This is a genomic window from Sphingomonas sp. UYAg733, assembly GCF_054057355.1.
In genome coordinates this window covers 26794-53045 of sequence record NZ_JBSRZE010000021.1, presented here as the reverse complement: position 1 = coordinate 53045, position 26252 = coordinate 26794, and the positions used below count along the sequence as shown (strand labels likewise).

32 protein-coding genes are annotated in these 26252 nt (G+C 63.5%); 17 read left to right on the top strand and 15 right to left on the bottom strand.

From position 1 onward, the window contains the following. Positions 1–5: 5 nt before the first annotated feature. Together ACVWZA_RS20370 and ACVWZA_RS20365 are read right to left on the bottom strand one after the other, a co-directional pair. Positions 6–521 (bottom strand): hypothetical protein, encoded by a 516-nt coding sequence (locus ACVWZA_RS20370; RefSeq protein ID WP_457313269.1) that lies wholly within the window; start codon positions 519–521, stop codon positions 6–8. 58 nt (positions 522–579) lie between these two features. Further along, the gene (locus ACVWZA_RS20365) at positions 580–813 is read right to left on the bottom strand and encodes a hypothetical protein (protein WP_457313268.1); all 234 of its coding nucleotides are present in this window, start codon (positions 811–813) and stop codon (positions 580–582) included. 768 nt (positions 814–1581) lie between these two features. On the opposite strand from ACVWZA_RS20365, the gene ACVWZA_RS20360 reads away from it, so the two are divergent. The 6 genes from ACVWZA_RS20360 (at position 1582) to ACVWZA_RS20335 (ending at position 6522) form a co-directional block, all read left to right on the top strand. Then, a complete protein-coding gene (locus ACVWZA_RS20360) occupies positions 1582–2244 on the top strand; it encodes a peptidylprolyl isomerase (RefSeq protein WP_457313267.1) in 663 nt (220 codons plus the stop codon). A gap of 104 nt (positions 2245–2348) precedes the next feature. Continuing rightward, the gene (gene cobA / locus ACVWZA_RS20355) at positions 2349–3140 is read left to right on the top strand and encodes a uroporphyrinogen-III C-methyltransferase (protein WP_457313266.1); all 792 of its coding nucleotides are present in this window, start codon (positions 2349–2351) and stop codon (positions 3138–3140) included. Beyond that, positions 3137–3433: a DUF2849 domain-containing protein gene (locus ACVWZA_RS20350; RefSeq protein ID WP_457313265.1), complete on the top strand. Its 297-nt coding sequence runs from the start codon at positions 3137–3139 to the stop codon at positions 3431–3433. Before cobA ends, ACVWZA_RS20350 begins: the two co-directional genes overlap by 4 nt. Before the next feature lie 154 nt (positions 3434–3587). Then, positions 3588–5231 (top strand): nitrite/sulfite reductase, encoded by a 1644-nt coding sequence (locus ACVWZA_RS20345; protein ID WP_457313264.1) that lies wholly within the window; start codon positions 3588–3590, stop codon positions 5229–5231. Between the two features lie 114 nt (positions 5232–5345). After that, on the top strand, positions 5346–5774 hold the full coding sequence (locus tag ACVWZA_RS20340) for a DUF934 domain-containing protein (protein WP_457313263.1): 429 nt from the start codon (positions 5346–5348) through the stop codon (positions 5772–5774). Next, on the top strand, positions 5767–6522 hold the full coding sequence (locus ACVWZA_RS20335) for a phosphoadenylyl-sulfate reductase (RefSeq protein ID WP_457313262.1): 756 nt from the start codon (positions 5767–5769) through the stop codon (positions 6520–6522). The genes ACVWZA_RS20340 and ACVWZA_RS20335 overlap by 8 nt, the downstream gene beginning before the upstream one ends. 24 nt (positions 6523–6546) lie before the next feature. Here the strand turns inward: ACVWZA_RS20335 and ACVWZA_RS20330 are convergent, their stop codons facing one another. Next, positions 6547–8040 carry a replicative DNA helicase gene (locus tag ACVWZA_RS20330; RefSeq protein WP_457313261.1) on the bottom strand — a complete coding sequence of 498 codons (1494 nt, stop codon included), beginning with the start codon at positions 8038–8040 and terminating at the stop codon, positions 6547–6549. A gap of 145 nt (positions 8041–8185) precedes the next feature. Here ACVWZA_RS20330 and ACVWZA_RS20325 point away from each other — a divergent pair, with 145 nt between their 5' ends. The 3 genes from ACVWZA_RS20325 to ACVWZA_RS20315 are packed head-to-tail and all read left to right on the top strand — an operon-like array spanning position 8186 to position 9815. After that, complete coding sequence (locus tag ACVWZA_RS20325; protein WP_457313260.1) at positions 8186–8668, top strand: UPF0262 family protein; 483 nt, start codon at positions 8186–8188, stop codon at positions 8666–8668. Positions 8669–8670: 2 nt separating this feature from the next. Further along, positions 8671–9366 (top strand): GH25 family lysozyme, encoded by a 696-nt coding sequence (locus ACVWZA_RS20320; RefSeq protein WP_457313259.1) that lies wholly within the window; start codon positions 8671–8673, stop codon positions 9364–9366. Continuing rightward, on the top strand, positions 9366–9815 hold the full coding sequence (locus ACVWZA_RS20315) for a cytidine deaminase (protein ID WP_457313272.1): 450 nt from the start codon (positions 9366–9368) through the stop codon (positions 9813–9815). Before ACVWZA_RS20320 ends, ACVWZA_RS20315 begins: the two co-directional genes overlap by 1 nt. Before the next feature lie 17 nt (positions 9816–9832). Here ACVWZA_RS20315 and dmeF read toward each other — a convergent pair whose 3' ends face one another. Beyond that, on the bottom strand, positions 9833–10780 hold the full coding sequence (gene dmeF, locus ACVWZA_RS20310) for a CDF family Co(II)/Ni(II) efflux transporter DmeF (RefSeq protein ID WP_457313258.1): 948 nt from the start codon (positions 10778–10780) through the stop codon (positions 9833–9835). A 10-nt stretch (positions 10781–10790) separates the two neighbouring features. After that, a complete protein-coding gene (locus tag ACVWZA_RS20305; protein ID WP_457313257.1) occupies positions 10791–11066 on the bottom strand; it encodes a metal/formaldehyde-sensitive transcriptional repressor in 276 nt (91 codons plus the stop codon). Positions 11067–11182: 116 nt separating this feature from the next. On the opposite strand from ACVWZA_RS20305, the gene dcd reads away from it, so the two are divergent. After that, positions 11183–11737 carry a dCTP deaminase gene (gene dcd / locus ACVWZA_RS20300; protein WP_457313256.1) on the top strand — a complete coding sequence of 185 codons (555 nt, stop codon included), beginning with the start codon at positions 11183–11185 and terminating at the stop codon, positions 11735–11737. 52 nt (positions 11738–11789) lie between these two features. Here the strand turns inward: dcd and ACVWZA_RS20295 are convergent, their stop codons facing one another. From ACVWZA_RS20295 to ACVWZA_RS20275, 5 genes are all read right to left on the bottom strand, one after another. Further along, on the bottom strand, positions 11790–12146 hold the full coding sequence (locus tag ACVWZA_RS20295) for a tetratricopeptide repeat protein (RefSeq protein WP_457313255.1): 357 nt from the start codon (positions 12144–12146) through the stop codon (positions 11790–11792). Positions 12147–12310: 164 nt separating this feature from the next. Continuing rightward, a complete protein-coding gene (locus ACVWZA_RS20290; protein WP_457313254.1) occupies positions 12311–12739 on the bottom strand; it encodes an ExbD/TolR family protein in 429 nt (142 codons plus the stop codon). 29 nt (positions 12740–12768) lie between these two features. Further along, complete coding sequence (locus ACVWZA_RS20285) at positions 12769–13254, bottom strand: ExbD/TolR family protein (protein ID WP_457313253.1); 486 nt, start codon at positions 13252–13254, stop codon at positions 12769–12771. Positions 13255–13379: 125 nt separating this feature from the next. Then, positions 13380–14150: a MotA/TolQ/ExbB proton channel family protein gene (locus ACVWZA_RS20280; RefSeq protein WP_457313252.1), complete on the bottom strand. Its 771-nt coding sequence runs from the start codon at positions 14148–14150 to the stop codon at positions 13380–13382. Between the two features lie 79 nt (positions 14151–14229). Then, positions 14230–14901, bottom strand: coding sequence for an energy transducer TonB (locus ACVWZA_RS20275; RefSeq protein WP_457313251.1), 672 nt, complete (start codon positions 14899–14901; stop codon positions 14230–14232). 219 nt (positions 14902–15120) lie between these two features. Between ACVWZA_RS20275 and ACVWZA_RS20270 the strand changes: the two genes are divergently transcribed. Further along, the gene (locus tag ACVWZA_RS20270) at positions 15121–15975 is read left to right on the top strand and encodes a hypothetical protein (protein WP_457313250.1); all 855 of its coding nucleotides are present in this window, start codon (positions 15121–15123) and stop codon (positions 15973–15975) included. Here ACVWZA_RS20270 and ACVWZA_RS20265 read toward each other — a convergent pair. Beyond that, positions 15972–16334 (bottom strand): Rossmann fold domain-containing protein, encoded by a 363-nt coding sequence (locus ACVWZA_RS20265; RefSeq protein ID WP_457313249.1) that lies wholly within the window; start codon positions 16332–16334, stop codon positions 15972–15974. The two genes, ACVWZA_RS20270 and ACVWZA_RS20265, sit on opposite strands and share 4 nt — an antisense overlap. Then, complete coding sequence (locus tag ACVWZA_RS20260; RefSeq protein WP_457313248.1) at positions 16331–16702, bottom strand: dihydroneopterin aldolase; 372 nt, start codon at positions 16700–16702, stop codon at positions 16331–16333. Before ACVWZA_RS20260 ends, ACVWZA_RS20265 begins: the two co-directional genes overlap by 4 nt. Before the next feature lie 165 nt (positions 16703–16867). Between ACVWZA_RS20260 and ACVWZA_RS20255 the strand changes: the two genes are divergently transcribed. The 4 genes from ACVWZA_RS20255 to ACVWZA_RS20240 all read left to right on the top strand — a co-directional run bounded on the left by ACVWZA_RS20255 (position 16868) and on the right by ACVWZA_RS20240 (position 19812). Then, positions 16868–17377 (top strand): GNAT family N-acetyltransferase, encoded by a 510-nt coding sequence (locus ACVWZA_RS20255; protein ID WP_457313247.1) that lies wholly within the window; start codon positions 16868–16870, stop codon positions 17375–17377. A 73-nt stretch (positions 17378–17450) separates the two neighbouring features. Then, the gene (locus tag ACVWZA_RS20250) at positions 17451–18017 is read left to right on the top strand and encodes a DUF1285 domain-containing protein (RefSeq protein WP_457313246.1); all 567 of its coding nucleotides are present in this window, start codon (positions 17451–17453) and stop codon (positions 18015–18017) included. Beyond that, positions 18014–18616 (top strand): CoA pyrophosphatase, encoded by a 603-nt coding sequence (locus ACVWZA_RS20245; protein ID WP_457313245.1) that lies wholly within the window; start codon positions 18014–18016, stop codon positions 18614–18616. The genes ACVWZA_RS20250 and ACVWZA_RS20245 overlap by 4 nt, the downstream gene beginning before the upstream one ends. Continuing rightward, positions 18604–19812, top strand: a complete 1209-nt coding sequence (locus ACVWZA_RS20240; RefSeq protein ID WP_457313244.1) for a CCA tRNA nucleotidyltransferase — start codon at positions 18604–18606, stop codon at positions 19810–19812. Before ACVWZA_RS20245 ends, ACVWZA_RS20240 begins: the two co-directional genes overlap by 13 nt. On the opposite strand, the gene ACVWZA_RS20235 is transcribed toward ACVWZA_RS20240, so the two are convergent. The 3 genes from ACVWZA_RS20235 to gcvA all read right to left on the bottom strand — a co-directional run bounded on the left by ACVWZA_RS20235 (position 19788) and on the right by gcvA (position 24865). Continuing rightward, positions 19788–21503 (bottom strand): putative bifunctional diguanylate cyclase/phosphodiesterase, encoded by a 1716-nt coding sequence (locus ACVWZA_RS20235; protein WP_457313243.1) that lies wholly within the window; start codon positions 21501–21503, stop codon positions 19788–19790. The two genes, ACVWZA_RS20240 and ACVWZA_RS20235, sit on opposite strands and share 25 nt — an antisense overlap. A 100-nt stretch (positions 21504–21603) precedes the next feature. Next, positions 21604–23850, bottom strand: coding sequence for a DNA topoisomerase IV subunit A (parC, locus tag ACVWZA_RS20230; protein WP_457313242.1), 2247 nt, complete (start codon positions 23848–23850; stop codon positions 21604–21606). Between the two features lie 118 nt (positions 23851–23968). Then, positions 23969–24865 (bottom strand): transcriptional regulator GcvA, encoded by an 897-nt coding sequence (gcvA, locus tag ACVWZA_RS20225; RefSeq protein WP_457313241.1) that lies wholly within the window; start codon positions 24863–24865, stop codon positions 23969–23971. A gap of 113 nt (positions 24866–24978) precedes the next feature. Here gcvA and ACVWZA_RS20220 point away from each other — a divergent pair, with 113 nt between their 5' ends. Both ACVWZA_RS20220 and ACVWZA_RS20215 read left to right on the top strand, forming a co-directional pair. Next, the gene (locus tag ACVWZA_RS20220; protein ID WP_457313240.1) at positions 24979–25149 is read left to right on the top strand and encodes a hypothetical protein; all 171 of its coding nucleotides are present in this window, start codon (positions 24979–24981) and stop codon (positions 25147–25149) included. A gap of 120 nt (positions 25150–25269) precedes the next feature. Continuing rightward, complete coding sequence (locus ACVWZA_RS20215) at positions 25270–26187, top strand: alpha/beta hydrolase (protein ID WP_457313239.1); 918 nt, start codon at positions 25270–25272, stop codon at positions 26185–26187. Positions 26188–26252 lie beyond the last annotated feature (65 nt).

The following is a 26252-nucleotide window of genomic DNA, read 5'->3' as shown; positions in this document are numbered from 1 at the left end:
CTTCGTCATCTGATCTCCTGTTCGGCAGCCACACTGGCCACCTTCAGGCAGAAACTCCACTTAAACGCTCTGTCCAAAATCCCCGAGCCACCTCTCTGTTTCGTCTTATCAAAATGGATAAGGGTGCCGTCTCGCGCGACATAGGTATAGACTGTGCCGCTAAGCGACAGGCTGGCGCCGTTCCCTTCGGTCGGAAGATAATTCGAGCCCGAGACTGTAAAGCCGTCGGAAATGCCGCCGAAGTTGACCGTCACCATACCGGTATCAATGTAGATCGATGCCCACAGGCTATCACCAGGACCGCCACTGCGGTTCAGGTACCGGTATATCAGACCGGTTTTGTCATCCTGACCCGCGCTTAGTGCCGGTCCATCGTAATTAATCTTACCTCGAAAAAGGTCGACTCCATTGTCGTCGATCGACTGGCGTACCGGCACCGATTGGGCAAATGCCGAAGAAGCAAAGCCACTGCACAATGCGGTAGTCACGAGAAGAGCGCGCGCGAACTTACGGCTGGACATGGTCCATCCTCCTTTGAACTGAATAGCGATTGGAAAAGCTGTCGGTGCGGCGTCGGCCTTACGGCGCGCCGGTGACCTTGACGTTCTTGCGGTTGTCGGCCCGGTCGAGCGTATAATTGGCGACGATGCCGTTGTTGATCGTGCCCGAATGCTCGACCTTCACCAGCCGGCCCTTGGCGTCATAGGTATAATTGATCGTCTCCGACGCGCCGGCGATGCCGGTGATCGCGGTCAGGCCCGCCATGATCGCGGCACCCGTCGCCACCAGTGCAATTGTGGATTTGCGAACCATAGAATTTTCCCTGTTTAAACCGACTTGGGCGCCACCGAACAAATGAAGAACATTTGAAATCCAACAACGCAAGCGCGGCAACTCGGCCAGCTTTCCTCGTTCACGCAAAGCCTTGGCAAAGCGTGTTATTATCTTGTTCGCCATATCGACAGGATCGCATGACCGCGACTCGATCGCCCCATTCATGAGTAGAGGCCGACCCCGGCGGCGGCACAAGACGAAAATCCCGGAAAGCACATCAATCGCTCCCGATTTGGATGCATCGACGATGCTTGCAGAATGGGTGGCAGCCAACAAGTGACTGAATATACGGCGGAATTTCGTTAAATTGCCGCTCAGCCAGTACAGGAGATATGTTACAATAGGGTGTGACATATCTCCTCGCGGTTCGTCCCAACCCGCTTGCTCGATTCACATCAATCTCGGGCGTGGTTATGCCTGCTCTCTTGGCGCACGCTTTCACATCACCGGCGAAGTTGAATTGCGCGGACCGGTATCAAGCCAATCCGAATTGAGCAGATCATGATTGCCATCCCTGCCGCTTCCCGATCTTCCCGTAAACGCACCGCGAAATTCCCGTGTCGCTCCAACGAAACTCCCGTAAGATTTCCCGTAGATTCCCGTAGAGCCTTCGAAAAAGCGTTTTCCCGTAATGGTCGGCGCAGCCACGGGAATTCGAACCGCAGATCGGGCGATCGGACGCCAAGGCGCGACATCGCCGGGCATTGGGTACTTGGGCGATCGCGCCTCTTCCCCTATCTACCCTCGATGCGCCCAATACGTCTCCTCATCCTCGCCCTCGCCGCTCTTTCCCTCACCGGCCCCTCCACCGCCCAGCCCGCGAAGAAGGCCGCCCGCCCCGCCGCCGGTATCGTGCGCGTGCGCATGCTGACCGCGGAGGGGCCGATCATCCTCGCGCTCGACACGCGCCGCGCGCCGGTGACCAGCGCCAACTTCCTCGCCTATGTCGATGACGGGCGCTTCGACGGCGCGGTGATCTATCGCTCGGCGCGCAGCCGCAATGCGCAACAATATGGCTTCATCCAGGGCGGCATCCGCACCGACGCGCGCCGCATCCTGCCGCCGTTCAAGCATGAACGCACCGACCAGACCGGGATCAAGCATCTCGACGGCACGATCTCGATGGCGCGGCGGACCGAACCCGGTTCGGCCGGCGGCAATTTCTTCATCACCGTCGGCGCATTGCCCAGCTTCGACGCGAAGGGCGACTTCCCCGGTTATGCCGCGTTCGGCCGCGTCGTCGGCGGTATGGACACGGTCAAGCGCATCCTCGCCAAGCCGACCGGCGGCGGCATGCGCGGGCAGATGCTGCTCAAATCGGTCCCGGTGGTCAACGCCCGGCGGCTCGATGGCCCGGCTAGGCCGACCGGGCTGGTCAAGCCCTGGCTGATCAATCGCAAGAAGAAATAAGCGTGGATGTGTCCCCTACACGGCGTGGCCGCGCAAAGTTTCCCTACCCCCGCCAAAAGCAAGCGTCGGTTGCCACACGCGGTCCATGCGACCATCTGACAGCGATGGCCACTCTCCTCGATCCCACCGCGCGCGGGCGCGTCATTCTGGTCGGTGCGGGCCCCGGCGATCCCGGGTTGCTCACCGTGCGCGCCGTTGCGGCGCTGAAATCTGCCGACATCGTCGTGCATGACGGGCTGATTGATCCGCGCGTGCTCGACATCGCGCCGCCACAGGCACAGCGCATCTCGGTCGCCAAGCGGCGCGCGCGCCATACGCTACCGCAGGAAGCGATCAACGCGCTGATCATCGCGCATGTGAAGACCGGCGCGATCGTCGTGCGGCTGAAGGGCGGCGATCCGTTCATCTTCGGCCGCGGCGGCGAAGAGGTCGAGGCGGTCCGCGCCGCCGGCCTGCCGGTCGAGGTCATTCCCGGCGTCTCGGCCGCGCTCGGTTGTGCCGCCGAGGCCATGCTGCCGCTCACCCACCGCGACCATAGCAGCGCGGTCAGCTTCGTCGCCGGACAGTGCAAGGGACTTGCCGATCAGGACTGGTCGGGGCTCGCCGGCAAAGGCCGCACGCTCGTCATCTATATGGGCGTCGCCACCGCCGCCGATATCGCCGACAAGCTGATCCGCGACGGCGTGGCGCCGGAAATGCCGGTCGCGGTGCTCGAACGCGGCACGCTGAAAGGCGCCCGCGCGATCCGTACCCTGCTCGCCGATCTCGGCTCGATGGTGACGCGCGAAAAGGTCGCCAGCCCGGCGATCATCGTCGTCGGCGAAGTGGTCGATCTCTCGGATGCCGAGGACAAACTGGGCCGCTGGGCGCGTGTCGCCGAAGGAAGCTACGCATGAAATTGCTGACCGGAAACGATTTGCCGACCGGCGATGTGATCTGGTGGACCGGCGAAAGCTGGTCGCGCCATGTCGAGGATTCGGCCGACGTCACCGACCAGGGCGAAAGCATCGCGCGTGCCGAGGAAGGCGCGCGCCGCGTCAACGCCGCTTATGTGATCGACGCGACGCTGACGCCCGATGGCCCCCGCCCCGCGCACATCAAGGACCGCGTCCGCGCGCTCGGACCCACAGTACGCCCCGACCTGACATTGAAACCCGCCGATCCGCAGGCGGGGAGTTGGGTAATATGAGTGTCCTTAAGATCCTCCCCGGAACGGGGAGGGGGACCATTTGCCTCTTGGCAAATGGTGGAGGGGGCGTGCCACAAGCGCTCCGTCTGCGGCACGCCCCCTCCACCAGCTTCGCTGGCCCCCCTCCCCGTGCCGGGGAGGAGTAAGGAAAGTCATGTACAAGTACGACACTTACGACCAGCAGATCGTCGATGCCCGTGTTGAGGAATTCCGCGACCAGGTGAAGCGCCGCCTTGCCGGGCAGATCACCGAGGATCAGTTCAAGCCGCTACGGCTGATGAACGGCCTCTATCTGCAGCTTCACGCGTACATGCTGCGCATCGCGGTGCCGTACGGCACGCTCGACGGGCGCCAGATGCGTATGCTCGGCCACATCGCGCGCAAGTACGATCGCGGCTATGGCCATTTCACCACGCGCCAGAATATCCAGTATAACTGGATAAAGCTGGAGGATGCGCCCGATATTCTCACCGATCTCGCGACGGTCGAAATGCATGCGATCCAGACCAGCGGCAATTGCATCCGCAACATCTCCTCCGACCAATATGCCGGCGCCGCCGCGGACGAAGTCACCGATCCGCGCGTATGGGCCGAATTGTTGCGGCAATGGAGCACGTTCCACCCCGAATTCAGCTACCTCCCACGCAAGTTCAAGATCGCGGTGATCGCGGCGGACGAGGATCGCGCGGCGATGCGGCTGCACGACATCGGCATCCAGCTGGTCGAGCGTGACGGACAACTTGGTGGGCGCGTCTTCGTCGGTGGCGGCATGGGCCGCACGCCGATGGTCGCGCCGGAGATCAAGGACTTCATTACCGCCGCCGATCTGCTCAGCTATGTCGAGGCATGCCTGCGTGTGTACAATCGCTACGGCCGGCGCGACAATATCTACAAGGCGCGGATCAAGATCTTGATCCATGAACTCGGCGCCGACGAATATCGCCGCCAGGTCGAGGAAGAGTTCGCTCTGGTCAAGGCACTGGGCATCGATCCGCCCCAGGCCGAGTTCGACCGCATCAGCGCGTTCTTCGCTCCGCCCGCTTTCGTTGCCGATGCCAATGAAAATGGGGGCGTCGCGGCCGACCGCAGCGACCCCGATTTCGCCGTCTGGCTCGACCAGAACGTCAAGCCGCACAAGCAGCCGGGTTATGCGATCGTCAATATCAGCCTGAAGCCGACCGCCGGCATTCCGGGCGACGCCAGCGCCGACCAGATCGACCTGATGGCCGATCTCGCCGAGCGTTACTCGTTCGACGAACTGCGCGTCACCCATGCGCAGAACATCGTCCTGCCGCATGTCCGCAAGGCCGACCTTTACACGGTGTGGCAGGCGCTCGACGCGGCCGGCCTGGCGCCCGCCAATCTCGACCTGATCAGCGACATCATCGCATGTCCGGGTCTCGATTATTGCAGCCTCGCCAATGCGCGCTCGATCCCGATCGCACAGAAGATCGCGGCGCGTTTTTCCGATCTTGGCCGACAACGCGAACTGGGCGAATTGAAGCTCAAGATCAGCGGCTGCATCAATGCCTGCGGCCATCATCATGCCGGACACATCGGCATCCTCGGCGTCGACAAGAAAGGCACCGAGAATTACCAGCTGCTGCTCGGCGGTTCCGGCGCAGAAGATGCGAGCCTCGCACGCATTACCGGACCCGGCTTCGACGAGGACGGCATCGTCGACGCGGTCGAGAAGGTCACCAATGTCTATCTGGCATCGCGCGAGGATGGCGAACGCTTCCTCGACACCTATCGCCGCGTCGGCCTCGATCCGTTCAAGGAGGCGCTTTATGGGTAAAGCCTTTCCCGCCGCACCAATCGCCGTCATCCCAGCGCAGGCTGGGATCTCAAGCGGCCAGCGCGCACCCTTTCCCACAAAGATGCCAGCCTGCGCTGGCATGACGGGTTTGTTATGACCGATACCCTGCTCCGCTTCCGCGACGATGCCGCACATGACGAACCCGCCGTCACGCTGGAGGCATTCCTCGGCCAGACCAATGCCACCGCCGTGCGCATCGAGGCGGGCGATGACGCGCGCGCGCTGATTCCGCACCTCGGCCAGATCGCTTTGGTCGAGATCAGCTTCCCGAGCTTCCGCGACGGGCGTGGTTATTCGGCCGCGCGTATCCTGCGCGAAGCGGGCTACGAAGGCGAACTGCGCGCGCAAGGCGACGTGCTGGTCGATCAGCTCCTCTATATGCGCCGCTGCGGCTTCGACAGCTTCGCGCCCGAGGCCGAGATTGACGCGGCGACCGCCACCGCCTCGCTCAACCGCTATCCCGAATTCTACCAGACCGCCGCCGATCACGCGGTGCCGGTATGGAAGCTGCGTCATGGCTGAGGCCGCACGCAAACTCGACCTGATCGACGTGACGCCGTTCACCAAGGCGGATGCTGCGGCAATGAACGCACGCTTCGCGGGCGTGCCGACGCATGCCATGCTTGATGAGCTGCTCACCGGCGAATTGCTTGGTCGCGTAGCGGCGGTGTCGTCGTTCGGCGCGGAGAGCGCGGTGCTGCTCCACCTGATCGCGAGCATCGACCGCGATATCCCGGTGATTTTCGTCAACACGCAAAAGATCTTCGGCGAAACGCTCGCCTATCGCGACACGCTGTCCGAACAGCTTGGCTTCACCGATCTGCGCGTCTTCCGTCCCGATCCACGCCTGCTCGCGGCGAAGGACAAAACGGGCTTGCGCTGGTCATATGATCCCGATGGCTGCTGCGACTTGCGCAAGGTCGAGCCGCTCCGCCGCGCGCTCGCGCCGTTCGACGCCTGGGTGTCGGGCCGCAAGGGGTTCCAGGCCGGTACGCGCATCGCCATGCCGCGTTTCGAGGAGGATGAGGGCCGGCTCAAGCTCAATCCGCTCGCGGACTGGGACAAGGACACGCTCAACGCCTATTTCGACGAACACCAGCTGCCTCATCACCCGCTTGAGGCGGAGGGCTATCCATCGATCGGCTGTGCGCCCTGCACCAGCAAGGTCCAGCCCGGCGAAGACCCGCGTGCGGGACGGTGGCGTGGCTGGGAAAAGGTCGAGTGCGGCATCCACGTGGCTGAAAAGCCAGGCGAAGAGCCGGTTTTCTAACTATCCTCCCCAGCACTGGGAGGATTAATACCCCTCGCCCACAAAGTCCGAGAACCTGGTCACGCTCGGCTCGAACTTCATCACCACCTTGCCGGTGGCGCCGTGGCGCTGTTTGGCGATGATCAGTTCGGCCAGGCCATAGACCCGCTCCATGTCGGTCGCCCATTGCGCATGGTCTTCGAAGATCTTGGCATTGTCGCCATCGACCGGGCGCTTCGGCTCCTTCGCCGCGACGTAATAATCCTCGCGGTACACGAACATGACGATATCGGCGTCCTGCTCGATCGACCCCGATTCACGCAGATCCGACAGCTGCGGGCGCTTGTCCTCACGCTGTTCGACCTGCCGGCTGAGCTGCGACAGCGCCAGCACCGGCACGTTCATGTCCTTGGCCAGCGTCTTCAGGCCACGACTGATCTCAGAGATTTCCTGCACACGGCCATCGCTCGACGCGCGCGCCGATCCGGTCAGCAGCTGCAGGTAATCGACCACCACCAGGCCGATCTCATTATTGTGCCGCCGCTGCAGCCGCCGCATCCGCGTGTGCAGCGAACCGATCGTCAGGCCGGCGGTATCGTCGATAAACAGCGGCAGATTCTCCAGGTCGGCGGCGGCGGCGGCGAGCTGGTTGAACTCGACGCGGCTGATCTTGCCCATGCGCAGCGCTTCGGAACTGATCCGCGACTGTTCGGCCAGGATACGCGTCGCCAGCTGATCCGCCGACATTTCCAGGCTGAAAAAAGCGACCTTGGCCCCGACCGAGGCGGAATGCTCCATCCCGTCGGCGCGGTCGCGCATGTAGCGCTGCGCGGCGTTGAAGGCGAAGTTGGTGGCAAGCGCGGTCTTGCCCATGCCGGGACGGCCGGCGAGGATCATCAGATCCGAATGGTGCATGCCACCGATCTTGGCGTTGACTGAATCCAGGCCCGTCGTGATGCCCGACAGATTGCCGCCCGAATTGAGCGCGCGCTGCGCCATCTTGATCGCCGCAGTGGTCGCCTGGGCAAAGCTCTTGATCTGGCTCTCGGTCCCGCCGTCTGCCGCGACCTTGAACAGCTCCTCCTCGGCCGCCTCGATCTGTGCCCGGGGATTCACCTCTTCCGAGGTGTCGAGCGCGCGATCGACCAGACCGCGTCCAACCGTGACGAGCGTGCGCAACATGGCAAGGTCGTATATTTGCTGCGCGAACTGTCGCGCGCCGATCAGGCCGGCGCCGCTGCCGGTCAGCTGGGCAAGATAGGCCGGGCCGCCGAGCTGCTTCATGCCCTCGTCCGCTTCGAACATCGGCCGCAACGTCACTGGCGTGGCGAGCATGTCGTTGATCCGCGCGGTCTTGATCGCGGCGAAGATGCGGCCGTGCAGCGGCTCGAAGAAATGGTCGGGCTCGAGCTTGTCGATCAGATCGTCGGCCAGCCGGTTGTCGATCATCATCGCGCCAAGCATCGCCGCTTCCGCCTCGATATTCTGCGGCAGCGCGATCGATTCGGGTGCAGTGGGTAGCGGAAGGATGGTGGCCATATCGGACCTCATAGACGCCCTGCCCCTTCTCTCAAGCGACTTGCGCCAAAGCAACTGTGGATAACGGTGATAGCTGTGCTCCCGTCCCCGTTCGGGTCAACGGCACGCATTGTCCCACGCCTTCATCCCCGATAGGGCGGTGGCAATGTCCGATCCGCGCATCATCGCCGTCAACCTCGACGAACGTACCATATTATGGCGGTCTGCGGATATCGAGCAGGAACGCCGCATCGCGATCTTCGACCTGATCGAGGGCAATCATTTTGCACCGCAGCGCGATTATCAGAATGGTTATGCCGGCCCATACAAGATCGAGCTGGCGGTCGAGGAAGGCCGGCTGGCGATCTCCATCAACGCCGAGGACGGTACGCATCTCGAAACCTATGTCCTAGCGCTCGGTCGCTTTCGCCGACCGATCAAGGATTATTTCGCGATCTGCGACAGCTATTACCAGGCAATCCGCAATGCGACGCCGACCCAGATCGAAACCGTGGACATGGCGCGACGCGGCATCCACAATGAGGCGGCGGAACTGCTGAAGGAAAGGCTGGAAGGCAAGATCGAGATCGATTTCGACACCGCCCGACGGCTCTTCACGCTGATCTGCGTCCTGCACATCAAGGGCTGACGATGGTGAGCCTGCGCCTTTTGGGTCGACGCATCGGCCGCACCGGTGCGATCGTCATCGCAATCGCGCTGACCGGTGTCGTCGTCTGGACCCTTGCCCTCAGCTGGCGGCCCTCCGACACCGATTATGTCTTTCAGGGCATCGATGTGAGCGCGACGCAGGGCGAGATCCATTGGCCAACCGTGATGGCGGGCGGCGCGGACTTCGCTTATCTGCGCGCGACGATCGGCTCGAGCGGTCGTGACGACCGCTTCGCGGCGAACTGGGCCGACACCAATGCCAGCGGCATCCGGCGTGGCGCGATCCATGTCTGGTCATTCTGTCAGCTGGCAGCGGACCAGGCGAACAATTTCAATACTACCGTGCCGCATGCCGACGATGCGCTGCCCGCCGCGATCCTGCTGGATTTCGCGGAGGACTGCCCGGCGCGGCCGACGCGTGACATCGTGGTCGGCGAAGTGAGCCGGTTCATCACGATGGTCGAATCGCATACCCGCAAACCGGTGCTGCTCAAGATCGCACAGCCGGTCGAGGCCGCGTATCAATTGTCTGCTTCGGTGCCGCGACCGATCTGGAGCATGCAGAATTTCTTCCCGCCCGATTATGCCGCCCGCCCGTGGCGCATGTGGCAGGCCAGCGACATGCGGCGCATCGATGGCGTCGAGGGTCCGGTACATTGGAACGTGGTGGCGCCATGATGTTAAACGATGATATCCGCGACAAGCTGATCGCCGCGGCGCGCGACGCGGCCCGCAACGCGCATGCGCCCTATTCGCGCTTTGGTGTCGGCGCGGCGGTCCTGCTGGTCGACGGCAGCGCGGTGACCGGCGCGAATTTCGAGAATGCGAGCTATGGCCTGTCGCTGTGCGCCGAGACGGTCGCGCTGGCCACGGTCAACAGCGCGGGCCGGTTGGCCGATGTCGTGGCGATCGGCGTGATCGGCGGCGCGATGGACGCCGCCGGCATTGCGCGTGGCCTGACGCCGGTGCGGCCCTGTGGACGATGCCGCCAGGTGATCAACGAAGCGGCACAGATCGGCGATCGCGACGTGGTGATATGGTGCGGCGGGGCGGAGGGCGACGCGATCGAGCAGCATCTGCTCTCGGAACTGCTGCCCCATGCATTCGGGCCACGCGACCTGCAATAGGCTTGCTCAGTTACGGACTAAGCGCATTCGATCGTGAGATGTCGGATTCCGCCGACGATCGCGGCGCGGTCGCGGATCGTCGCGACAGGGATAATGCCGGCGGAGGCGACGGTCACGATCGCGGCATGCGCAGCCGAACCGAGCGGCCAGACGTGCAGATCGATAATCGACACATCCCCCGGCGCCTCGATCGCGGTGCGGAGCTGAGCGGCGAGCCGCGCATCGGTGCGGTCGAGCAGAATGCCCGCCGTATCATGGAGCAAACCCCAGGACCAGCGCGCGATGACCAGCGCACCGACCACGCCCATCGCCGGATCGAGCCATACCCAGCCGAGATAACGCCCGGCCAGCAGCGCCACGATCGCGAAGATCGAGGTCAGCGCATCGGCCAGCACATGCACATAGGCCGACCGCATATTATTGTCGTGGCCGTGTGCATGATGGTGATCGTGGTGATCATGCTCGCCGGACGCATGGGTCGCATGCGTCGCCCCGTGCGAATGGCCATGTCCACCGGAAAGCAGTACGGCGCTGACGATATTAACCAGCAGCCCAAGCACCGCGACCAGCGTGGCATCGCCAAAATCGACCCGTGTCGGATGCGCCAGGCGCATGATCGATTCGAATCCAATGCCGATCGCGACCAGCCCGAGCAGCAATGCCGAGGTGAAGCCGGCCAGATCGCCGACCTTTCCGGTGCCGAAGCTGTAGCGGCCGCTCGCGGCGTGGCGTTTGGCATAGGCATAGGCCGCCGCGGCAACGCCCAGCGCCCCCGCATGTGTCGCCATATGGAAACCGTCGGCGAGCAGTGCCATCGACCCCGTGATGTAGCCCGCAACGATTTCGCCGACCATCGTCACCGCGGTGAGTAGAACGACCCACATGGTGCGGCGGGCATTGCTGTCATGACTGGCGGCAAGCGGAATCGGCGCATGACAAACCGTCACCGGCTTCGAATCGCCCATCGCCCCGGCCTTATTTCGCATAACGTCGGATGGCCGCGAGAAGCTCGTCGGCGCCCTGGCTGCGTGCCGCGTCGGAGAGATCAGGGCCCGCGACATGTTCGCGCAGATAGGCGTCGATGATTTCCTCCATCAGTCCGTTGATCGCCCCACGCGTTGCCGCGACAAGATGCAGGATACTGGCACAGCTCGCCGAACTGGCAAGCGCGCGATCGATCGCCTCGACCTGGCCGGCGATGCGCTTGACGCGATTGGTCAGCGCTTCATTGTCTTTGGTGAGATGAGCCATAGAATACCCCCCTACCCTATTAAGTCGATACTTTCAAGGAGTCGCCTGCCAATCGCTTCAGCCCTTGCTCCGCATCATCATTCCCGCGAAAGCGTGTTGATCAGGGGAGCAAGAGCATGTCCATTCTGTCCGACCGCTGGATTCGCGAACAGGCCGTCACCAACGGCATGATCGAGCCGTTCGTCGACGGGCAGAAACGCGACGGATGCATCTCTTACGGCCTTTCATCCTATGGCTATGACGCCAGGGTTTCGGACGAATTCAAGATTTTCACCAACATCGACAGTGTGATCGTCGATCCGAAGGATTTCGCGGCGAACAGCTTTGTCGATCGCAAGACCGATGTCTGTATCATCCCGCCCAACAGCTTCGCGCTGGCGCGGACGGTCGAATATTTTCGGGTGCCGCGCGACGTGCTCGTCATCTGCCTGGGCAAATCGACCTATGCACGGTGCGGGATCATCGTGAACGTGACACCGCTCGAACCCGGCTGGGAGGGGCATGTCACGCTGGAGTTTTCGAATACCACCCCATTACCGGCCAAGATTTACGCCAATGAGGGGGCGTGCCAGTTCCTGTTCCTGCAGGGCAATGAGCCGTGCGAGACGAGCTATGCCGATCGTGCGGGCAAATATATGGGCCAGCGTGGCGTCACGCTGCCCAAGCTATAAAGGCAAAACGACAGGGCAGCGATGGCCTCGCTGGCGAGGCCATGGCAGGAAATCAGCGGACGGTGAGCTGTGTCCGCTCCAGGCGCGTGAGCGCAATCGTCGCCAGTTGATGCGATGAGAATGTCCGGTCGGTTAGATCGACTTCCTCGTCCGGGCGCCGCAGCACATCACGATACAGAGCGCGTGCTTCACTGACACGTCCGGCATGTTGATAGACTGCAGCCAGGTTGAGCGTCAGATCCGCATGGTCGGGGAACAGGCGACGCTGATCGACCAGCGTGCGTTCTGCGCTGACATAATCACCACGAACGATTTCGGCCGACCCGTTACGGTCATCACTGGCGGCTTGCGCGAGCGCGGGAACAACCAACGCCGTCGCGACGATCATCATCTGGAAAACGATGCGCATCCTCTGTCTCCTCGCGACCTCCCATTATCGGAAGGTTTCACTTTTGTGACATTGGTGTGTCACTTTAGTGAAACAAATGCAAGAAAAGGTTCGCCAGATGCGCCGAAACGAAAAAGGGCGACCCGAAGGCCGCCCTTTTCCACGTAACGATATGTGATCAGAGATCAGAAATCGTTGCGATACTGTTCATTGCCGATGAAGCCGAGCTTGGCCACGCCGGACCGCTTGATCACCGCCAGAACCTCATCGACCTTGGCATAACGCGCCTGAGGGTCGGGCTGGAAGTGGAGTTCGGGTTCCGGATTAATCGTCCTGGTCTGCTCCAGATATTGCTGGAGCGTGACTGTATCGACCGGCGTGCCGTTCCAGGTGACAACGCCAGCCGGATCGATATTGACCTTGTTCTTTTCAGGGTCGATCGGCTGATTCACCTGGTTTCGATCGTTGACGGGAAGATCCACCTTCACCGCGTGAGTCTGGATCGGGATCGTGATGATGAACATGATGAGGAGAACGAGCATGACGTCGATCAACGGCGTCGTGTTCATTTCCATCATCGGTTCACCGTCGTCGGAACCGCCGCTCATTGACATACTATATTACTCCTGAGTCTCGCGGGCCGTTACAGGCGCTGGACATTGCCGCCGGGAGGCGGTTCTGAAATGAAGCCAACCTTTGCGAAGCCGGCCATCTGCATGGTGTAGATGGCACCGCCGATGCACTGGTACGGCACGTTGACGTCGCCGCGAATATGCGCCTCGGGGAGCTCGAGATCGGGGTTGCCGACTCCGCCCTGGCGCGCGATCTCGGCCGTCAGTTTATCGACTGCCCGCTTGAGCAAATCCTCATGCGTTACCCGCGACAGGTTCCAATACACCGCGCACCGACCATCCTTGTCGGTGGTGATCGACAGAGACACATTTTCCGGCTTGGTTGTCGTCGGATCATATTTCACAGACGGCAGCTTGAGCTTGATCGCCTGGATCGCGACCGGAATCGCGATCAGGAAGATGATCAGCAGGACGAGCATCACATCCACCAACGGGGTGGTGTTGATGTCCGACATCGGCTTTTCGACGGCGCCATCGCCGCCAACACTCATTGCCATTGAGGGCTATCCCTATCCATTCAGTCGCACCGCCGGATACTTCCGGCGGGGCTTGCATTCAGCAGGCGCCAGCAGGGCACCCGCAAAGGTCCGGGGCCGCACGAGGCGGCCCCGATCCATCATCATCAGCGCGCAGGAGCGGCCGTCGTCGCAGCGGCCGGCTTGGCTGCTACAGGCTTGCGGGCCAGCGCTGCCGGGCGAACAGCACCATTCGATGCGAGGAAGCCGAGCACGTCGTTCGAGAAGGAGCTGAGGTCTTCCGCGATCGACTTGTTGCGGCGTTGCAGCCAGTTGTACGCGAGCACGGCAGGAACGGCCACGGCCAGACCAAGCGCGGTCATGATCAGTGCTTCACCAACCGGGCCGGCGACGGCGTCGATCGAAGCCTGACCCGCCGCACCGATCTTGATCAGCGCGCGGTAGATGCCGATAACCGTACCGAACAGACCGATGAACGGCGCGGTCGCGCCGACCGTCGCGAGGAAGGCGAGGCCGCCACCCAGCTTCGAGTTGATCGATGCTTCCGAACGCGCCAGCGACCCGTGCAGCCAGTCATGCGCCTCGACCGGATCGGTCAGCTGACCGTGCTGGTCCTGCGCTTCGAGACCGTCGTCGACGATCTGGCGATAGGCCGAGTTCTTTTCGAGCTTGGCGGCGCCTTCGCGCAGCGAGTTCGAATTCCAGAAGTTTGAACGGACGCGCTTCGCCTGGTTCATGATCTTCTGCTGTTCGAACAGCTTGGTGAACAGGATGTAGAACGAGACGATCGACATGAACGCCAAGATCCCGAACACCGTCCAGGCGATCACGCCGCCCTGCTGGAGCGCTTCCCAGAAGCCGTACGGGTTGTTGTTTCCGGCGGGCGCCGCACCCGCGGCAAAAATGGTGGTCAACATTGCGGTACTTCCCTCTCAAACAGTCTAAATACTGAAACTGGACCGACGCCCCCGGGTCACCGGAGGCGTCGGTATACTATCACTCGGTCTCGATCTTCCACACGACGTTGCGCACCGTGAATTGCGCTTCGATCGCGTTTCCGGCCACATCCTTGGCGGCATTGAACCGGCCATTGCGCGTCGCCAATCGGCATGTTGCCTCATCGAGATCCGAATTGCCGCTCGACGAAACCACGCTGCAGTTTGCAACACGGCCACTGGCATTGACCGTCACCTTGACGCTGACGCGCCCTTCGGCTTCGGCGCGCCGAGCCGCCGCAGGATATGAATCCTGTGGGAACCAGTTTGCTTGGTTGCCGCGCGGGGACACCGGGCTGGCGACGCGAGGTGGGGCTGGCGGCGCTGGTGGTGGTGGCGCTGGCGGCGCGGCGATCGGAACCATCGGCGCAGCCGGCGGCGGGATCGTCACGGTCTGCATCACAACCGGAGGACGCGGCACATTGACGATCGGCGGCGGCGATACGACCGGCGGCGGCGTCAGGGGCGTGTCAGGTGGCGGGGGCGGCGGTTCGTCCGGCGGCGGGGGCGGTGGCTCCTCGACATCGAACGTATTGAGCTTTTCAGCCGCCTTCTTCACGTACTGATACGCGAGTCCGGTGACGAAAGCATAACCGATTACGGCATGGATGAGCGCGACGATAACGATCGCGACCACCTTGCTACCGCTCATTCTTTGGTCAACGTAGGCCATTCAGAAACGACACTCCTCTATCCCGGTCAGTCCGGTTTGGACGATCGTTAACCGATCGTCGATCCGTCTGCCAAGGGCTAGTGTATCCTCAAACAGAGCCGAACCTCTATCGTGAGGTAAACTACGACGCAAACGCTTTGTCGGACGCACCAAACGTACAATCGGAACACGACAGAATTATTTCTGTATAAGACAGGACCGATCGCGTAACGCCGCAGGATGGTTCGTGTTCCCGGAATCCTGTGCGGAGCGGCCCTTGCCGCCGCCGCAATCTCCCACCCCGCCATGGCGCAGCGCAGGCCTGTCGCAGCGCCCTTGCCCGCGCCTCCACCACCTTATGCGGCCTATGCCGACCTTGTTCTGGCGGCGCCCGCGATCGTCGATGCGGTGATTCGCGGCACGACGCGAATCAAGGGGCCGGAAGCGGCAATGGTACCCCAGGGTTTTGCGCGTCTTTATGTCGAGGCCGATGTGATGGCACTGATTCGCAGCCCCGCTCCATTGCCGCCCCGTATTGGGTATGTGCTCGACGTGCCGATCGATTCGCGCGGCAAATTACCCGGCTTGCGCAAGTTCCGGGTGCTGCTGTTCGCCCGCCCCGTGCCGGGATCGGCCAGTCAGATCCAGCTTGTGCGGCCCGATGGACAGCGCGCCTGGACGCCGGCCGCCGACGCGCTGACCCGACGAATCACGACCGAGACGCTTGCCCCGGACGCGCCGCCAACGATCACCGGGATCGGCAATGCCTTTCACACCGCCGGCAATCTGCCCGGCGAAGGCGAGACACAGATATTCCTGACCACGGCCGACAGCCGGCCGGTGTCGCTGAGCATCTCGCGACGCCCCGGCGAGGCGCCGCGCTGGTCGGTATCGCTGAGCGACGTGGTCGAACAGGCCGCCCCTCCACCGGCACGTGACACATTGCTCTGGTACCGGCTGGCCTGCGCATTGCCACCGGCACTGCCGAGCGTCGGCCTGGCATCGCTCGAGGCGAGCGACGCGACGATCGTGCGTGAGGATTATCGGGTCGTCATTGAATCCCTCGGCTCCTGCGACCGGGTTCCCGCCCGCTAGAAGACAGCCTCGATACGCAGGGTCTGGCCGGTGGTCGATCCGGCTTCGATCAGGAACCGGGCCGCCGCAGCGACATCCGCGGCCGCCGCGCCATCCGCGACGTCCAGCGCACCGATTCGCCGCGCCGGCGCCAATTCGATCGCCAAAGGAGCGATCGCCGCGACCAGCATCGCGCGATCGATCCCGGTCAGGTCAGGTCCGACGAGGATAAGGGTCATTTCCGTTTTAGCGACCCGAAGCTGCTCGATCATGACCCCGATCGGGACGATAGCTCGCAGGATTCGCGCCGAGTCGGGCACGCCACCGATCAGGGCCGCGACGGCGGACAGCAAATCGCCGGTCGCCGGCCCGGCCGTCATCGCCGGTGGCGTGTCAGCGTGATGCCGATCGATTCGCCGGCTTCGGCAATCGCCAGCTTGACGATCTTCACGACGACCTTCGTCACGCGCTTGTCCTGCAGGAACAGGGTTTCCGCAATATGATCGGCCACCCCCTCGATCAGGGTGAAGTGCACGCCCTCCGGTAACGCGGTGGTCGCAGCGTGTTTGATGTCCATATAGTTTTTCGAGGCGCGCAACGGCGTATTGGCGACGAATCGGTCCGGGCAATCGATATCCACGGTGATCGAGATCCGCAGCGGCTGCGGCAGATGCGTTTCCTCGGAATAAATTCCCGTCAGCACCTGAACGTCGAGGTCATGTACTTCGAGGCTGAGACGGTCGTCCAAGCGCGGCCCTTTCACTGACTGAGCGCGCGCCATAGCAGATGGTACGGGCCGCGAAAGCCGCCTGCGGCCCAATCCATGTCATTCCGCTTGCGTTCAGACACGCCACAGTTAAAGCGCGCGGCCCCGGTAATACTGCGGGGTAAATATTATGAGGGAGCCCGGACCGTGATCGAAATCGTGCCGATTGCCGATGTGAACGAGGATATGGTCGAGCAATTGCTCGACCGCGCGTTCGGCACCGACCGGCACGGCCGAACCGCGTATCGCATCCGCGACAATGTTCCCGCCCTGCCCGCGCTGAGCTTCGCGGCGACGGAAGACGGCGTGCTGGTCGGCACGATCCAATGCTGGCCGATCGCCTTTACCGGCAGTGCGGGCAACGCCGTGCCGCTGGTCATGGTTGGCCCGGTCGCGGTCGAACCGGCGCGGCAGCGTGATGGCATCGGCCGGATGCTGATGCACCACGCACTCGACACCGCCGAGGCACGCGGTGATTCGGCTTCCCTTATGCTTATCGGCGATCCCGAATATTATGGCCGATTCTTTGGCTTTTCGGCCGAACGGACTGGCGGCTGGCGGGTACCCGGCCCGGTCGAACGCGAACGGCTGCTCGCGCGCGGAGCAAAGGTGCCGGCCGGTACAGGGTCGCTGGGTCCGCTGTTCGCCCATGCGTGAGACTTTAGTTTAGGCCCTTTTAGCTGAGGCTGGGCGCTTTACCGGCGCGCGGGGCTGGCCTACCGCACTTGATATGCCGATGCCCCCCGTTCCGGATCTCGCTTCGCTGTCGCTGACCGACATCGCGCGGCTCGCCGAAGAGAATAAACTGCCTCCGATCGAGCGTTGGAATCCAACGCATTGCGGCGACAGCGAAATGCGCATCGCACGCGACGGCACCTGGTTCCATCAGGGGTCGCCGATCGGTCGACAAGCGATGGTACGGCTGTTCTCGACGATCCTGCGCCGCGAGCCGGACGGCAATTATGTGCTCGTCACGCCGGTCGAGAAGCTCGACATCGCAGTCGAGGACGCGCCGTTCGTCGCGGTCGAATTGAAGGCCGAGGGCGAAGGGCGCGATGCCCGCCTCGCCTTCCGGCTGAACACCGGCGATCTGGTGACGGCGGGGCATGACCATCCGCTGCGCTTCGAAACGCGCGAGGACGGCCCGCGACCCTATCTGCATGTGCGCGGCGGGCTCGAAGCACTGGTCGCGCGACCGGTCTATTACGAACTGGCGTCGATCGCGCTGGCGGGCGAGGATGAGCCGCCGGGCATCTGGAGCGATGGCAGTTTTTTCGCACTGGAGCCCCCGGCATGATGCTCACCGAACGGTTGCGCCGGGCGCTGGAGACGGGGCACACGCTGGATACCGTGTTGCTGACCGGCGATCATCGCGACATCGAACTCGACGCCAGCCCGGCGCTTGCGCGGGCAGCGGTGCTCGTCGCGGTTACCGACCGGCACGACCCGGGCGTCATCCTGACCCAGCGGCCCGACACGATGCGCAGTCATGCCGGACAGATCGCCTTTCCTGGCGGGCGAATCGATTCGGGCGATATCGACGCGATCGCCGCCGCGCTGCGTGAAGCGGAAGAGGAAATCGCCCTGCCGCGCGAACGGGTCACCGTGATCGGCACCGCCGACCGCTATCGCACCGTCACCGGTTTCGATGTCACGCCGGTAATCGGCGTGGTGCCGCCCGACCTGTCGTTCATTCCCAATACGGCCGAGGTCGCCGACGTGTTCGAAGTCCCGCTCGGCTACCTGCTCGAAAGCGCCAACCATATCGAGGCGACCACCGAATGGCAGGGGCGCAACCGGCATTATTACGAGATCAATTGGGAAGGCCGCCGCATCTGGGGCGCGACCGCCGCGATGATCGTCAACTTATCACGGCGGCTGCGATGGACCGGATGATCCTGCCCGCCGCCGCTTGGCGCGAGCGCGAGGGGCTGGCCGGGCTGTGCGACGTGCTCGGTGCGGCCGAAGGCAATGTCCGATTCGTCGGCGGCGCGGTGCGGGATACGCTAATCGGCATCGAGGTCGCCGATATCGACCTGGCCACGCCGCTGGCGCCCGAAGACGTGCTCGATCGCTTGCGCGCGGCGAGCATCCGCGCGGTACCGACCGGGCTGGCGCATGGCACGATCACCGCGATCCTGCCGGGCGGGTCGCCGGTCGAGGTGACCACGCTGCGCCGCGATGTCTCGACCGACGGCCGGCATGCGAGGGTCGCATTTACCGACGATTGGCGCGAGGACGCAGCGCGGCGCGATTTCACGATCAACGCGCTCTACGCCGATGCGCTGACCGGCGAGATCGTCGATTATTTCGGTGGGCGCGAGGACCTGGCGGCGCAACGCGTGCGCTTCATCGGCGATCCGTTGCAGCGCATCGCCGAGGATCACTTGCGCATCCTGCGCTTCTTCCGCTTCCATGCCCGCTTCGGTGACGAGATCGATCATGCGGGACTGGAGGCATGCGCCACACGTGCCAACGACCTGATGGCCTTGTCGCGTGAACGGATCGCGTCCGAACTGCTCAAGTTGCTGATCGCCCAGCATGCCGTGACAGTCGTGGCGCTGATGGTGAAGCGCGGCATTCTCCTGCCCGTCCTGCCCGAGATCGACGCGCAGGGCGTACAGCAGATGGCGGTGCTTGCAGAGCGCGAAGCGGCATCCGGACTCGCTGGCGACGCGATCCGCCGGCTGGGCGCGCTGCTGCCGCGCGATCCTGCGGTGGCGGAGGACGTCGGCGCTCGGCTCAAACTATCCAAGATCGACCGCCGGCGCCTGATCGGCGCGGCGCAATCCGTGGGCGACGAGCCGGCCGCGGTGATCGCCTATCGATTTGGGCAAACGCTCGCGATCGACCGGTTGCTGCTGTCCGAGCGTCCTGTCATCGAGACCGTGTCACTGGCCGACTGGACCGGCCCGGCCCTGCCGCTGACCGGTGGTGCGCTGGTCGAGCGCGGGGTGAAGAAGGGCCCGGACGTCGCGCGATTGCTGCGCAGCGTCGAGGAGCAATGGATCGCGGAAGGTTTTCCCGATGCGGCGCGCGTAGCGGCGATCGCCGACGACAGCGTCGCTCAATGGTTATTGGCCACCAGATAGGCATAAGCCGCGTCGGCCTCGAGCGCGCGGGCATAGACATACCCCTGACCATAGGTGCAGCCGAGCGCGGCGAGCGTCTGCGCCAGCTCGTTGGTCTCGATGCCCTCCGCCGTCGTCTTCATGCCCAGCGCCTGAGCCAGGCTGAGAATAGCGCGAACGATGGCGATCTTGTCGCGGTCGGCGAGCATTCCGGTGATGAAGCTGCGGTCGATCTTGAGCACGTCGATCGGCAGTTTCTGCAGATAGGCGAGGTTGGAATAACCGGTGCCGAAATCGTCCATCGCGATGGTCGTGCCCAGGCTCTTCAGTGCGTGCATGATGCCGGCGATGCGGTCGGGATCGGTGACCAGTGCGCTTTCGGTCAGTTCCAGCGTGAAGCGTGACCCGGGCAGGCCGTTGAGCGACAAAGCGCGTTCGACCACCGGCGCGATGGTGTCGCGCTGCAACTGGATCGCCGACAGGTTGACCGCGAGCTTCACGCCGCAATCGCCGCCCGCCTTTACATCCCACCCGGCGAGCGTGCGTGCCGCTTCCTCGATCGCCCAGCGGCCGAGCGGCACGATCAGGCCTGATTCCTCGGCAACGGGGATGAAATCATTGGGCGAATGCTCGACGCCATCCTCGTCGGTCCAGCGCGCGAGCGATTCGAAGGCGACGATCTTGCCCGTCGCAAGATCGCAGATCGGTTGATAGGTCAGCCGCATCAGACCGTTTTCGATCGCACGGCGCAGCGCGGTTTCCATGCCGAACTGTTCGCGCGCGATGTCGAATGCCTGGGTCTGATAGGCTTCGGCCTCGCCGCTGACCTTGGACCGTTTGACCGCGAACTGCGCGTGGCGGATCAGCTCCTCGGCGTCATCGACCGCGGCCGAACCGAACGCGATGCCGATCGAACAGGAAACGCGGATTTCGAAATCCGAAAGGCGAAATGGCGTGGCGAGCGCGCCCTGGATGCGCCGGGCGACCTGATCGGCATCGGCCGGCCCTTCCTCGAGCGTCAGCAAGATGCCGAATTCGTCGCCGCCGGTGCGTGCGAGCACGTCATGCGCCCTGAGCGCACCCTTGAGCCGACGGGCCACGGTGATCAGCAATTCGTCGCCCGCCATCGAACCGAGGCAAGCGTTGACCCGGCTGAAGCGATCGAGGTCGAGCACCAGCACGGCGTAGCGCGCGCGCTGATCCTGATCCGCCATCAGGGCTTCCAGCCGGTCGGAAAAACCTGCGCGATTCGACAAGCCGGTCAGGCTGTCGGTCATCATCTCACGACGAAGATTATGTTCGGTGCGCAGTTCCGAGGTGTGATCGACCAACGTGACAAGGCATCGGCGGTCGTCATTGCGGACGAGGCGCGCCAGAGTCACGCGGTAGTACCGACAATCGACCGTGTCGCCGAATTCCCACGCGAAATCCTCGCGCAGGCAGTCTCCTTCGATAAATGCCTGCAGACGGGAACCGATCTGCGCGATGAACGGCGATTGCTCCGGCTGCGTGCCCAGTCCGGCGAGGCGGAATGGGTGGTTGACGGTCAGGAGCAGGAACTTGCCGTCGCGGTGCGCGACGAGCGCCCCCGGGATTGGCAACAGGTTGATCGCCGCCGCCGCCATGTCCAGCGCGGGGACGGCAGTGATCGTTGCCGCCGGGACGTCCGGCTGCTTCAGTTTGAAAAGATTTAAAGGCTTTGTCAGCGCCATTGGATTAGCGCCTAGTCCAACTTCGTTAAGGCCCGCTGAAAATTGGTTTATTTACGCACCCTTTTCGGTCGCGTCGAGGAAGCGATTATCCGGCAACATGCTAAAAGCGATTATCGCGCGGAAACCCTGTCGGCGGCATGCGTCCGGCCGCGCCCCGCGCCGCGCGCCACGGCGCGAGATCGGTCTCGGTCCTTGTGCGACCGGTGTCACCCCCCATCGGCCAGCTCAGCCCGGTGGCGAACACGAAGGTGATCGCATCGGACAGGCCGCCATCGCCATAGCGCTGTAATTGCACCCCCTGCCCGCGCGCCAGCTCGGCCAGTTCGGACAATGGAAAGACCAGCAGGCGGCGATTATCGCCGATCGCGGCGACATAATCGGCTCCGGGCGTGACTGGCCGGACGACCTTCAGTTTCGCACCGATGCGCGGTGTGACCACCGTCTTTCCTTTTCGCGTCTCGGCGATCGTATCGGCGGCGCGGACGATGAAACCACGGCCATCGGTCGCAGCGACAATCAGCTTTTCGGCGACGCTCGCTGGAAACAGGGCGACAATGCCGGTCTCGCCATCAAGGTCGATCATCAACCGGACCGGCTCGCCGAAGCCGCGCCCGCCCGGCAGCTTGTCGGCCGCGAGCGTGTAAAAACGCCCGGTCTCGGCGGCGAGCAGAATCTTGTCGGTGGTCTGCGCCGGAAAGGCGAACATCGGGCCATCACCTTCCTTGAATTTCTGCGCAGCGATCGTCGCTTCGTCGGCATGGCCCTTCATCGCGCGGATCCAGCCGCGCTGCGACATGATCACGGTGATCGGTTCACGCTCGATCATCGCCTCGAGCGGGATGTCGCGCGCTGGCCCTGCCTCTTCGACCGTGGTGCGGCGCTTGCCGAGGATCGTTTCCGGGCCATAGCGCTCGCGCAGCTTGCCCATGTCCTTTTTGAGCCGGGTGCGCTGCCGTGCGTCGCTGCCGAGCAGCAGTTCGAGGCCGGTCTTCTCCGCTTCAAGGCCTTCGCGCTCCTTGCGGATCTCCATTTCCTCGAGCTTGCGCAACCGGCGCAGCCGCATGTCGAGGATCGCCTCGGCCTGGCGGTCGGTCAGGCCGAATTCGGCGATCATCACCGGCTTGGGCTCATCCTCGGTGCGGATGATCTCGATCACGCGATCGAGGTTGAGGTAAGCGATGAGATACCCGTCGAGCAACTCGACCCGGTCGCCGATCTTGCCCAGCCGGTGCGCGGTGCGGCGCTGCAGGACAATAAACTGATGCTCGACCCAGCCCTGCAACGCCTCGCGTAGCGACATCACGCGCGGGGTGCGGCGTGAATCGAGCACGTTGAGGTTGAGGCTGACGCGATTTTCCAGATCGCTCATCCGGAACAGGCTTTCCATCAGCATGTCGGGATCGACCGTGCGGCTGCGCGGTTCGATGACGATGCGGATCTCGCTGTCGGATTCGTCGCGGATATCGGCGAGGATCGGCAGTTTCTTGTCGTTGATCAGCCCGGCGATCTGTTCGATCAACTTGCCCTTGGCGATGCCGTACGGGATCTCGGTGATGATCGCGTTCCAGCCGCCACCTTTCTCGCGCTCGATCACCCAGCGCGCGCGCACTCGAAAACCGCCACGCCCGGTGGCATAGGCTTCGGCGATCGCGGCCGGGCTGTCGACGACCAGGCCGCCGGTCGGAAAATCCGGGCCCTTTACATGCTCGAGCACCTGCGCGTCGGTCGCGCCCGGCTGGTCGATCAGCAGGATCGCGGCGTCGAACAGTTCGGCGGCATTGTGCGGCGGGATGCTCGTCGCCATGCCGACCGCGATGCCGGCCGCGCCATTGGCGAGCAGATTGGGAAACAGGCCGGGGAAGAGCTCGGGCTCCTGCTCCTCGCCATTATAGGTCGGGCGGTAATCGACGGCGTCCTCGTCGAGGCCGTCCATCATGTCGATCGCGACTTGGGTCAGCCGCGCCTCGGTATAGCGATAGGCGGCGGCGTTATCGCCATCGATATTGCCGAAATTGCCCTGTCCGTCGACCAGCGGGTAGCGCATCGCGAAACTCTGCGCGAGCCGCACCATCGCGTCATAGACCGACTGATCGCCATGCGGATGATATTTGCCGATCACATCGCCGACGACGCGCGCGCATTTCTTGTAACCCTGGCTCGGATCGAGCTTGAGCAGCCGCATCGCCCATAACAGGCGGCGGTGCACCGGTTTCAGCCCGTCGCGGACATCCGGCAGCGAACGCGCGGTGATCGTCGATAGCGCATAAACAAGGTAGCGATCGGAGAGCGCGCTATCGAAGGGCGCGTCGACGATGGCGTTGAAGGGGTCGGTCACATCGGTGGTCATCCCCTTGCCGATAGCAGCGCGTTCGGGTGGTGGCGAGATGGGGACGCGATGCTTTTGTTTTGCGCGATACTTCGAGGATCACCGGAAAGACTGGCTTAGCTGAGCGCCGCCCCGCCCCTCAATCCAGCGCGCGGTCGCGCGCGACTTCGGTGATCAGCCAGTCACGGAAACGTTTGATCTTGGGCGTGTTGCGGCGATGTTCCGGACAGACCAGCCAGTAACCGAAACCGCGCGTCGACACCTGATCGGAGACGCGAACCAGCCGCCCCTCGGCAAGGTCGTTGCGCCAGAAAAAGGGCGTGAGCAGCGCGATCCCCTGCCCGGCCATCGCCGCATGCCCTTCATGCGCCTGCGAATCGAGGCGCACGCCGGGGCGCAATCGCCCGTCCGGCACATCGACGCCGGCCTCGCGCAGCCATAATGGCCACCACACGTCGTGCGGGCTGATCAGCGGCAGCGACATCATGTCGGCGACATCGATCCTGCCCCCATGACGGGCAAGGAATTCCGGGCTGCACATCGGCGTGAAATCGACCGGTAGCAGCAGATCGCACGCCAGGCCCGGCCATTGCCCCTGCCCCGCGCGCACCGCGAGGTCGACATCGTCGGACGCGAAATCGGTCAGCGCGTCGCTGGTCAGCATGCGGACCGCCATTTCGGGGTGCGCCATCTGAAAAACGCCGAGCCGCCAGGCCAGCCAGGTATTGGCGAAGGTGTTGGAGGTCGAGATGGTGAGCAGCGCTTCGTCCTCGGCCCGGATCGCGCCGAACGCCGCATCGAGCGCATCGAACGCACGTGCGACCTGCGGTGCAGCCCGTCGCCCAGCGTCGCTCAGCAGCACGCGTTTCTTTTCGCGCCGGAAGAGCGGCACGCCGAGCCGCTCCTCGAGCAATTTGATCTGATAGCTGACCGCCGCCTGGGTCATGCCCAGCTCCGCCGCCGCGGTGGTGAAATTCTCATGGCGCGCAGCCGCTTCGAAGACGCGAACGGCGGCGAGCGGGGGAATGCGACGCATGGCGACTTGATAAGGCTGGCTTGTCGATCCTGTCCAACGATTTGTTGGCGGGCGCGCCGCCAAGCGAGCATATCCGTGTTGTCAGCATCCCCAGTCAGATAAGGAGAAAGACAATGCGTGACGATTATCAGAGCCAGGCATGGGCCGACCATCATGGCGAACTCAGCGCCGCGATCGGCCGGTTGTTTCATGCCATTGGCCATAGCCTCGATCGGCTGAATGCTCAGCAGTTCGACGCGCCCTGGCGCCATCGTTCGAAAACCGGGACGGCGGCCAGGCGTTGATCGCGCGGCGCGGATGCCGGCCGTATCCCTCGCGGCCGGCACATCGCGAACTCTGCCCGATCCAATCACCTCGTTCCGGGCTCCGATAGGCTTTCGACAACAAGATCAACGAGAGCTACTATGGCGAGCATGTTCAGGCTTGCCCTTATCGCGCTTCTCGCGTTCACCCCGACCATGTCCAACGCTGCCGAACCCAAGCTGCTGACCTGGCCCGACCTGACGGGCCGTCCCCAGCCCAAGCCCGACGCCACGATCGACTATGGCGCCGATAATCTTCAGAAGGTCGATGTCTGGCTTCCGGCCGACAAACATCGCGGCAATAAGAAATATCCCACCGTGCTGATGGTCCATGGCGGATGCTGGACCACGAGCATCGCCGACCGCAGCCTGATGAACTGGATCGCCGACGATTTGCGCCGCGACGGGATCGCGGTGTGGAACATCGATTATCGCGGAGTTGACCGCACCGGTGGCGGTTATCCCGGCACCTTCATCGACGCCGCCGCCGCGGCGGATGCGCTGAGGATCAACGCGGCACGCTTCCATCTCGACACGAAACATATCGTCGCGGTCGGACATTCGGCCGGCGGCCACCTCGCGCTATGGCTCGCCGCGCGCGCCAATTTACCCAGGAACAGTCCGCTTCGCACAGGCAAGCCGATCGCGATCGCCCATGTCGTCAGCCTTGGTGGTCTGCCCGATCTCGAAGCGACCGCGGCCAGCCCCGACAATGGCTGCGGTATCGAGGTCGTCGCGCAATTGGTCGGCGCGCCCTCCCCAGCGCGCGGCGACGTCTATGCCGACACGTCAGTCCCACGCCTGTTGCCGATTGGCGTGCCGCAGGATCTGGTCAATGGCCGCGAGGACCGCATCATTCCGATCCGCCTCGGCACCAATTATGTCGAGCAGGCGAAGAAGGCCGGTGACGCGGCGGTGCTGCACATCGTGCCCAATACCGGTCATGTCGAACTGGTTGCGCCCGAAACCGCCGCATGGGCGGAGACCAAGCGCCTGATCCGGACAGCGCTCAGAAAGTAGCCATCGATTTCACCGCACGCCGAAGCGTTATTTTTTCGCGTTGACTAGATATCCTATCGATGTGA

Bases quoted from the DNA above. Each gene is read 5' to 3' on its own strand.
- ACVWZA_RS20370 (WP_457313269.1), bottom strand. From the start codon at position 521: ATGTCCAGCCGTAAGTTCGCGCGCGCTCTTCTCGTGACTACCGCATTG.
- parC (WP_457313242.1), bottom strand. From the start codon at position 23,850: ATGACCACCGATGTGACCGACCCCTTCAACGCCATCGTCGACGCGCCC.
- ACVWZA_RS20290 (WP_457313254.1), bottom strand. From the start codon at position 12,739: ATGTCAATGAGCGGCGGTTCCGACGACGGTGAACCGATGATGGAAATG.
- ACVWZA_RS20285 (WP_457313253.1), bottom strand. From the start codon at position 13,254: ATGGCAATGAGTGTTGGCGGCGATGGCGCCGTCGAAAAGCCGATGTCG.
- ACVWZA_RS20360 (WP_457313267.1), top strand. From the start codon at position 1,582: ATGCGCCCAATACGTCTCCTCATCCTCGCCCTCGCCGCTCTTTCCCTC.
- ACVWZA_RS20215 (WP_457313239.1), top strand. From the start codon at position 25,270: ATGGCGAGCATGTTCAGGCTTGCCCTTATCGCGCTTCTCGCGTTCACC.
- ACVWZA_RS20245 (WP_457313245.1), top strand. From the start codon at position 18,014: ATGATGCTCACCGAACGGTTGCGCCGGGCGCTGGAGACGGGGCACACG.
- ACVWZA_RS20295 (WP_457313255.1), bottom strand. From the start codon at position 12,146: ATGCGCATCGTTTTCCAGATGATGATCGTCGCGACGGCGTTGGTTGTT.
- ACVWZA_RS20250 (WP_457313246.1), top strand. From the start codon at position 17,451: ATGCCGATGCCCCCCGTTCCGGATCTCGCTTCGCTGTCGCTGACCGAC.
- ACVWZA_RS20345 (WP_457313264.1), top strand. From the start codon at position 3,588: ATGTACAAGTACGACACTTACGACCAGCAGATCGTCGATGCCCGTGTT.
- ACVWZA_RS20305 (WP_457313257.1), bottom strand. From the start codon at position 11,066: ATGGCTCATCTCACCAAAGACAATGAAGCGCTGACCAATCGCGTCAAG.
- ACVWZA_RS20240 (WP_457313244.1), top strand. From the start codon at position 18,604: ATGGACCGGATGATCCTGCCCGCCGCCGCTTGGCGCGAGCGCGAGGGG.
- ACVWZA_RS20275 (WP_457313251.1), bottom strand. From the start codon at position 14,901: ATGGCCTACGTTGACCAAAGAATGAGCGGTAGCAAGGTGGTCGCGATC.
- ACVWZA_RS20280 (WP_457313252.1), bottom strand. From the start codon at position 14,150: ATGTTGACCACCATTTTTGCCGCGGGTGCGGCGCCCGCCGGAAACAAC.
- ACVWZA_RS20315 (WP_457313272.1), top strand. From the start codon at position 9,366: ATGTTAAACGATGATATCCGCGACAAGCTGATCGCCGCGGCGCGCGAC.
- dcd (WP_457313256.1), top strand. From the start codon at position 11,183: ATGTCCATTCTGTCCGACCGCTGGATTCGCGAACAGGCCGTCACCAAC.
- ACVWZA_RS20365 (WP_457313268.1), bottom strand. From the start codon at position 813: ATGGTTCGCAAATCCACAATTGCACTGGTGGCGACGGGTGCCGCGATC.
- ACVWZA_RS20220 (WP_457313240.1), top strand. From the start codon at position 24,979: ATGCGTGACGATTATCAGAGCCAGGCATGGGCCGACCATCATGGCGAA.
- ACVWZA_RS20325 (WP_457313260.1), top strand. From the start codon at position 8,186: ATGTCCGATCCGCGCATCATCGCCGTCAACCTCGACGAACGTACCATA.
- dmeF (WP_457313258.1), bottom strand. From the start codon at position 10,780: ATGGGCGATTCGAAGCCGGTGACGGTTTGTCATGCGCCGATTCCGCTT.
- cobA (WP_457313266.1), top strand. From the start codon at position 2,349: ATGGCCACTCTCCTCGATCCCACCGCGCGCGGGCGCGTCATTCTGGTC.
- ACVWZA_RS20330 (WP_457313261.1), bottom strand. From the start codon at position 8,040: ATGGCCACCATCCTTCCGCTACCCACTGCACCCGAATCGATCGCGCTG.
- ACVWZA_RS20265 (WP_457313249.1), bottom strand. From the start codon at position 16,334: ATGACGGCCGGGCCGGCGACCGGCGATTTGCTGTCCGCCGTCGCGGCC.
- ACVWZA_RS20335 (WP_457313262.1), top strand. From the start codon at position 5,767: ATGGCTGAGGCCGCACGCAAACTCGACCTGATCGACGTGACGCCGTTC.
- ACVWZA_RS20350 (WP_457313265.1), top strand. From the start codon at position 3,137: ATGAAATTGCTGACCGGAAACGATTTGCCGACCGGCGATGTGATCTGG.
- ACVWZA_RS20340 (WP_457313263.1), top strand. From the start codon at position 5,346: ATGACCGATACCCTGCTCCGCTTCCGCGACGATGCCGCACATGACGAA.
- gcvA (WP_457313241.1), bottom strand. From the start codon at position 24,865: ATGCGTCGCATTCCCCCGCTCGCCGCCGTTCGCGTCTTCGAAGCGGCT.
- ACVWZA_RS20270 (WP_457313250.1), top strand. From the start codon at position 15,121: ATGGTTCGTGTTCCCGGAATCCTGTGCGGAGCGGCCCTTGCCGCCGCC.
- ACVWZA_RS20320 (WP_457313259.1), top strand. From the start codon at position 8,671: ATGGTGAGCCTGCGCCTTTTGGGTCGACGCATCGGCCGCACCGGTGCG.
- ACVWZA_RS20235 (WP_457313243.1), bottom strand. From the start codon at position 21,503: ATGGCGCTGACAAAGCCTTTAAATCTTTTCAAACTGAAGCAGCCGGAC.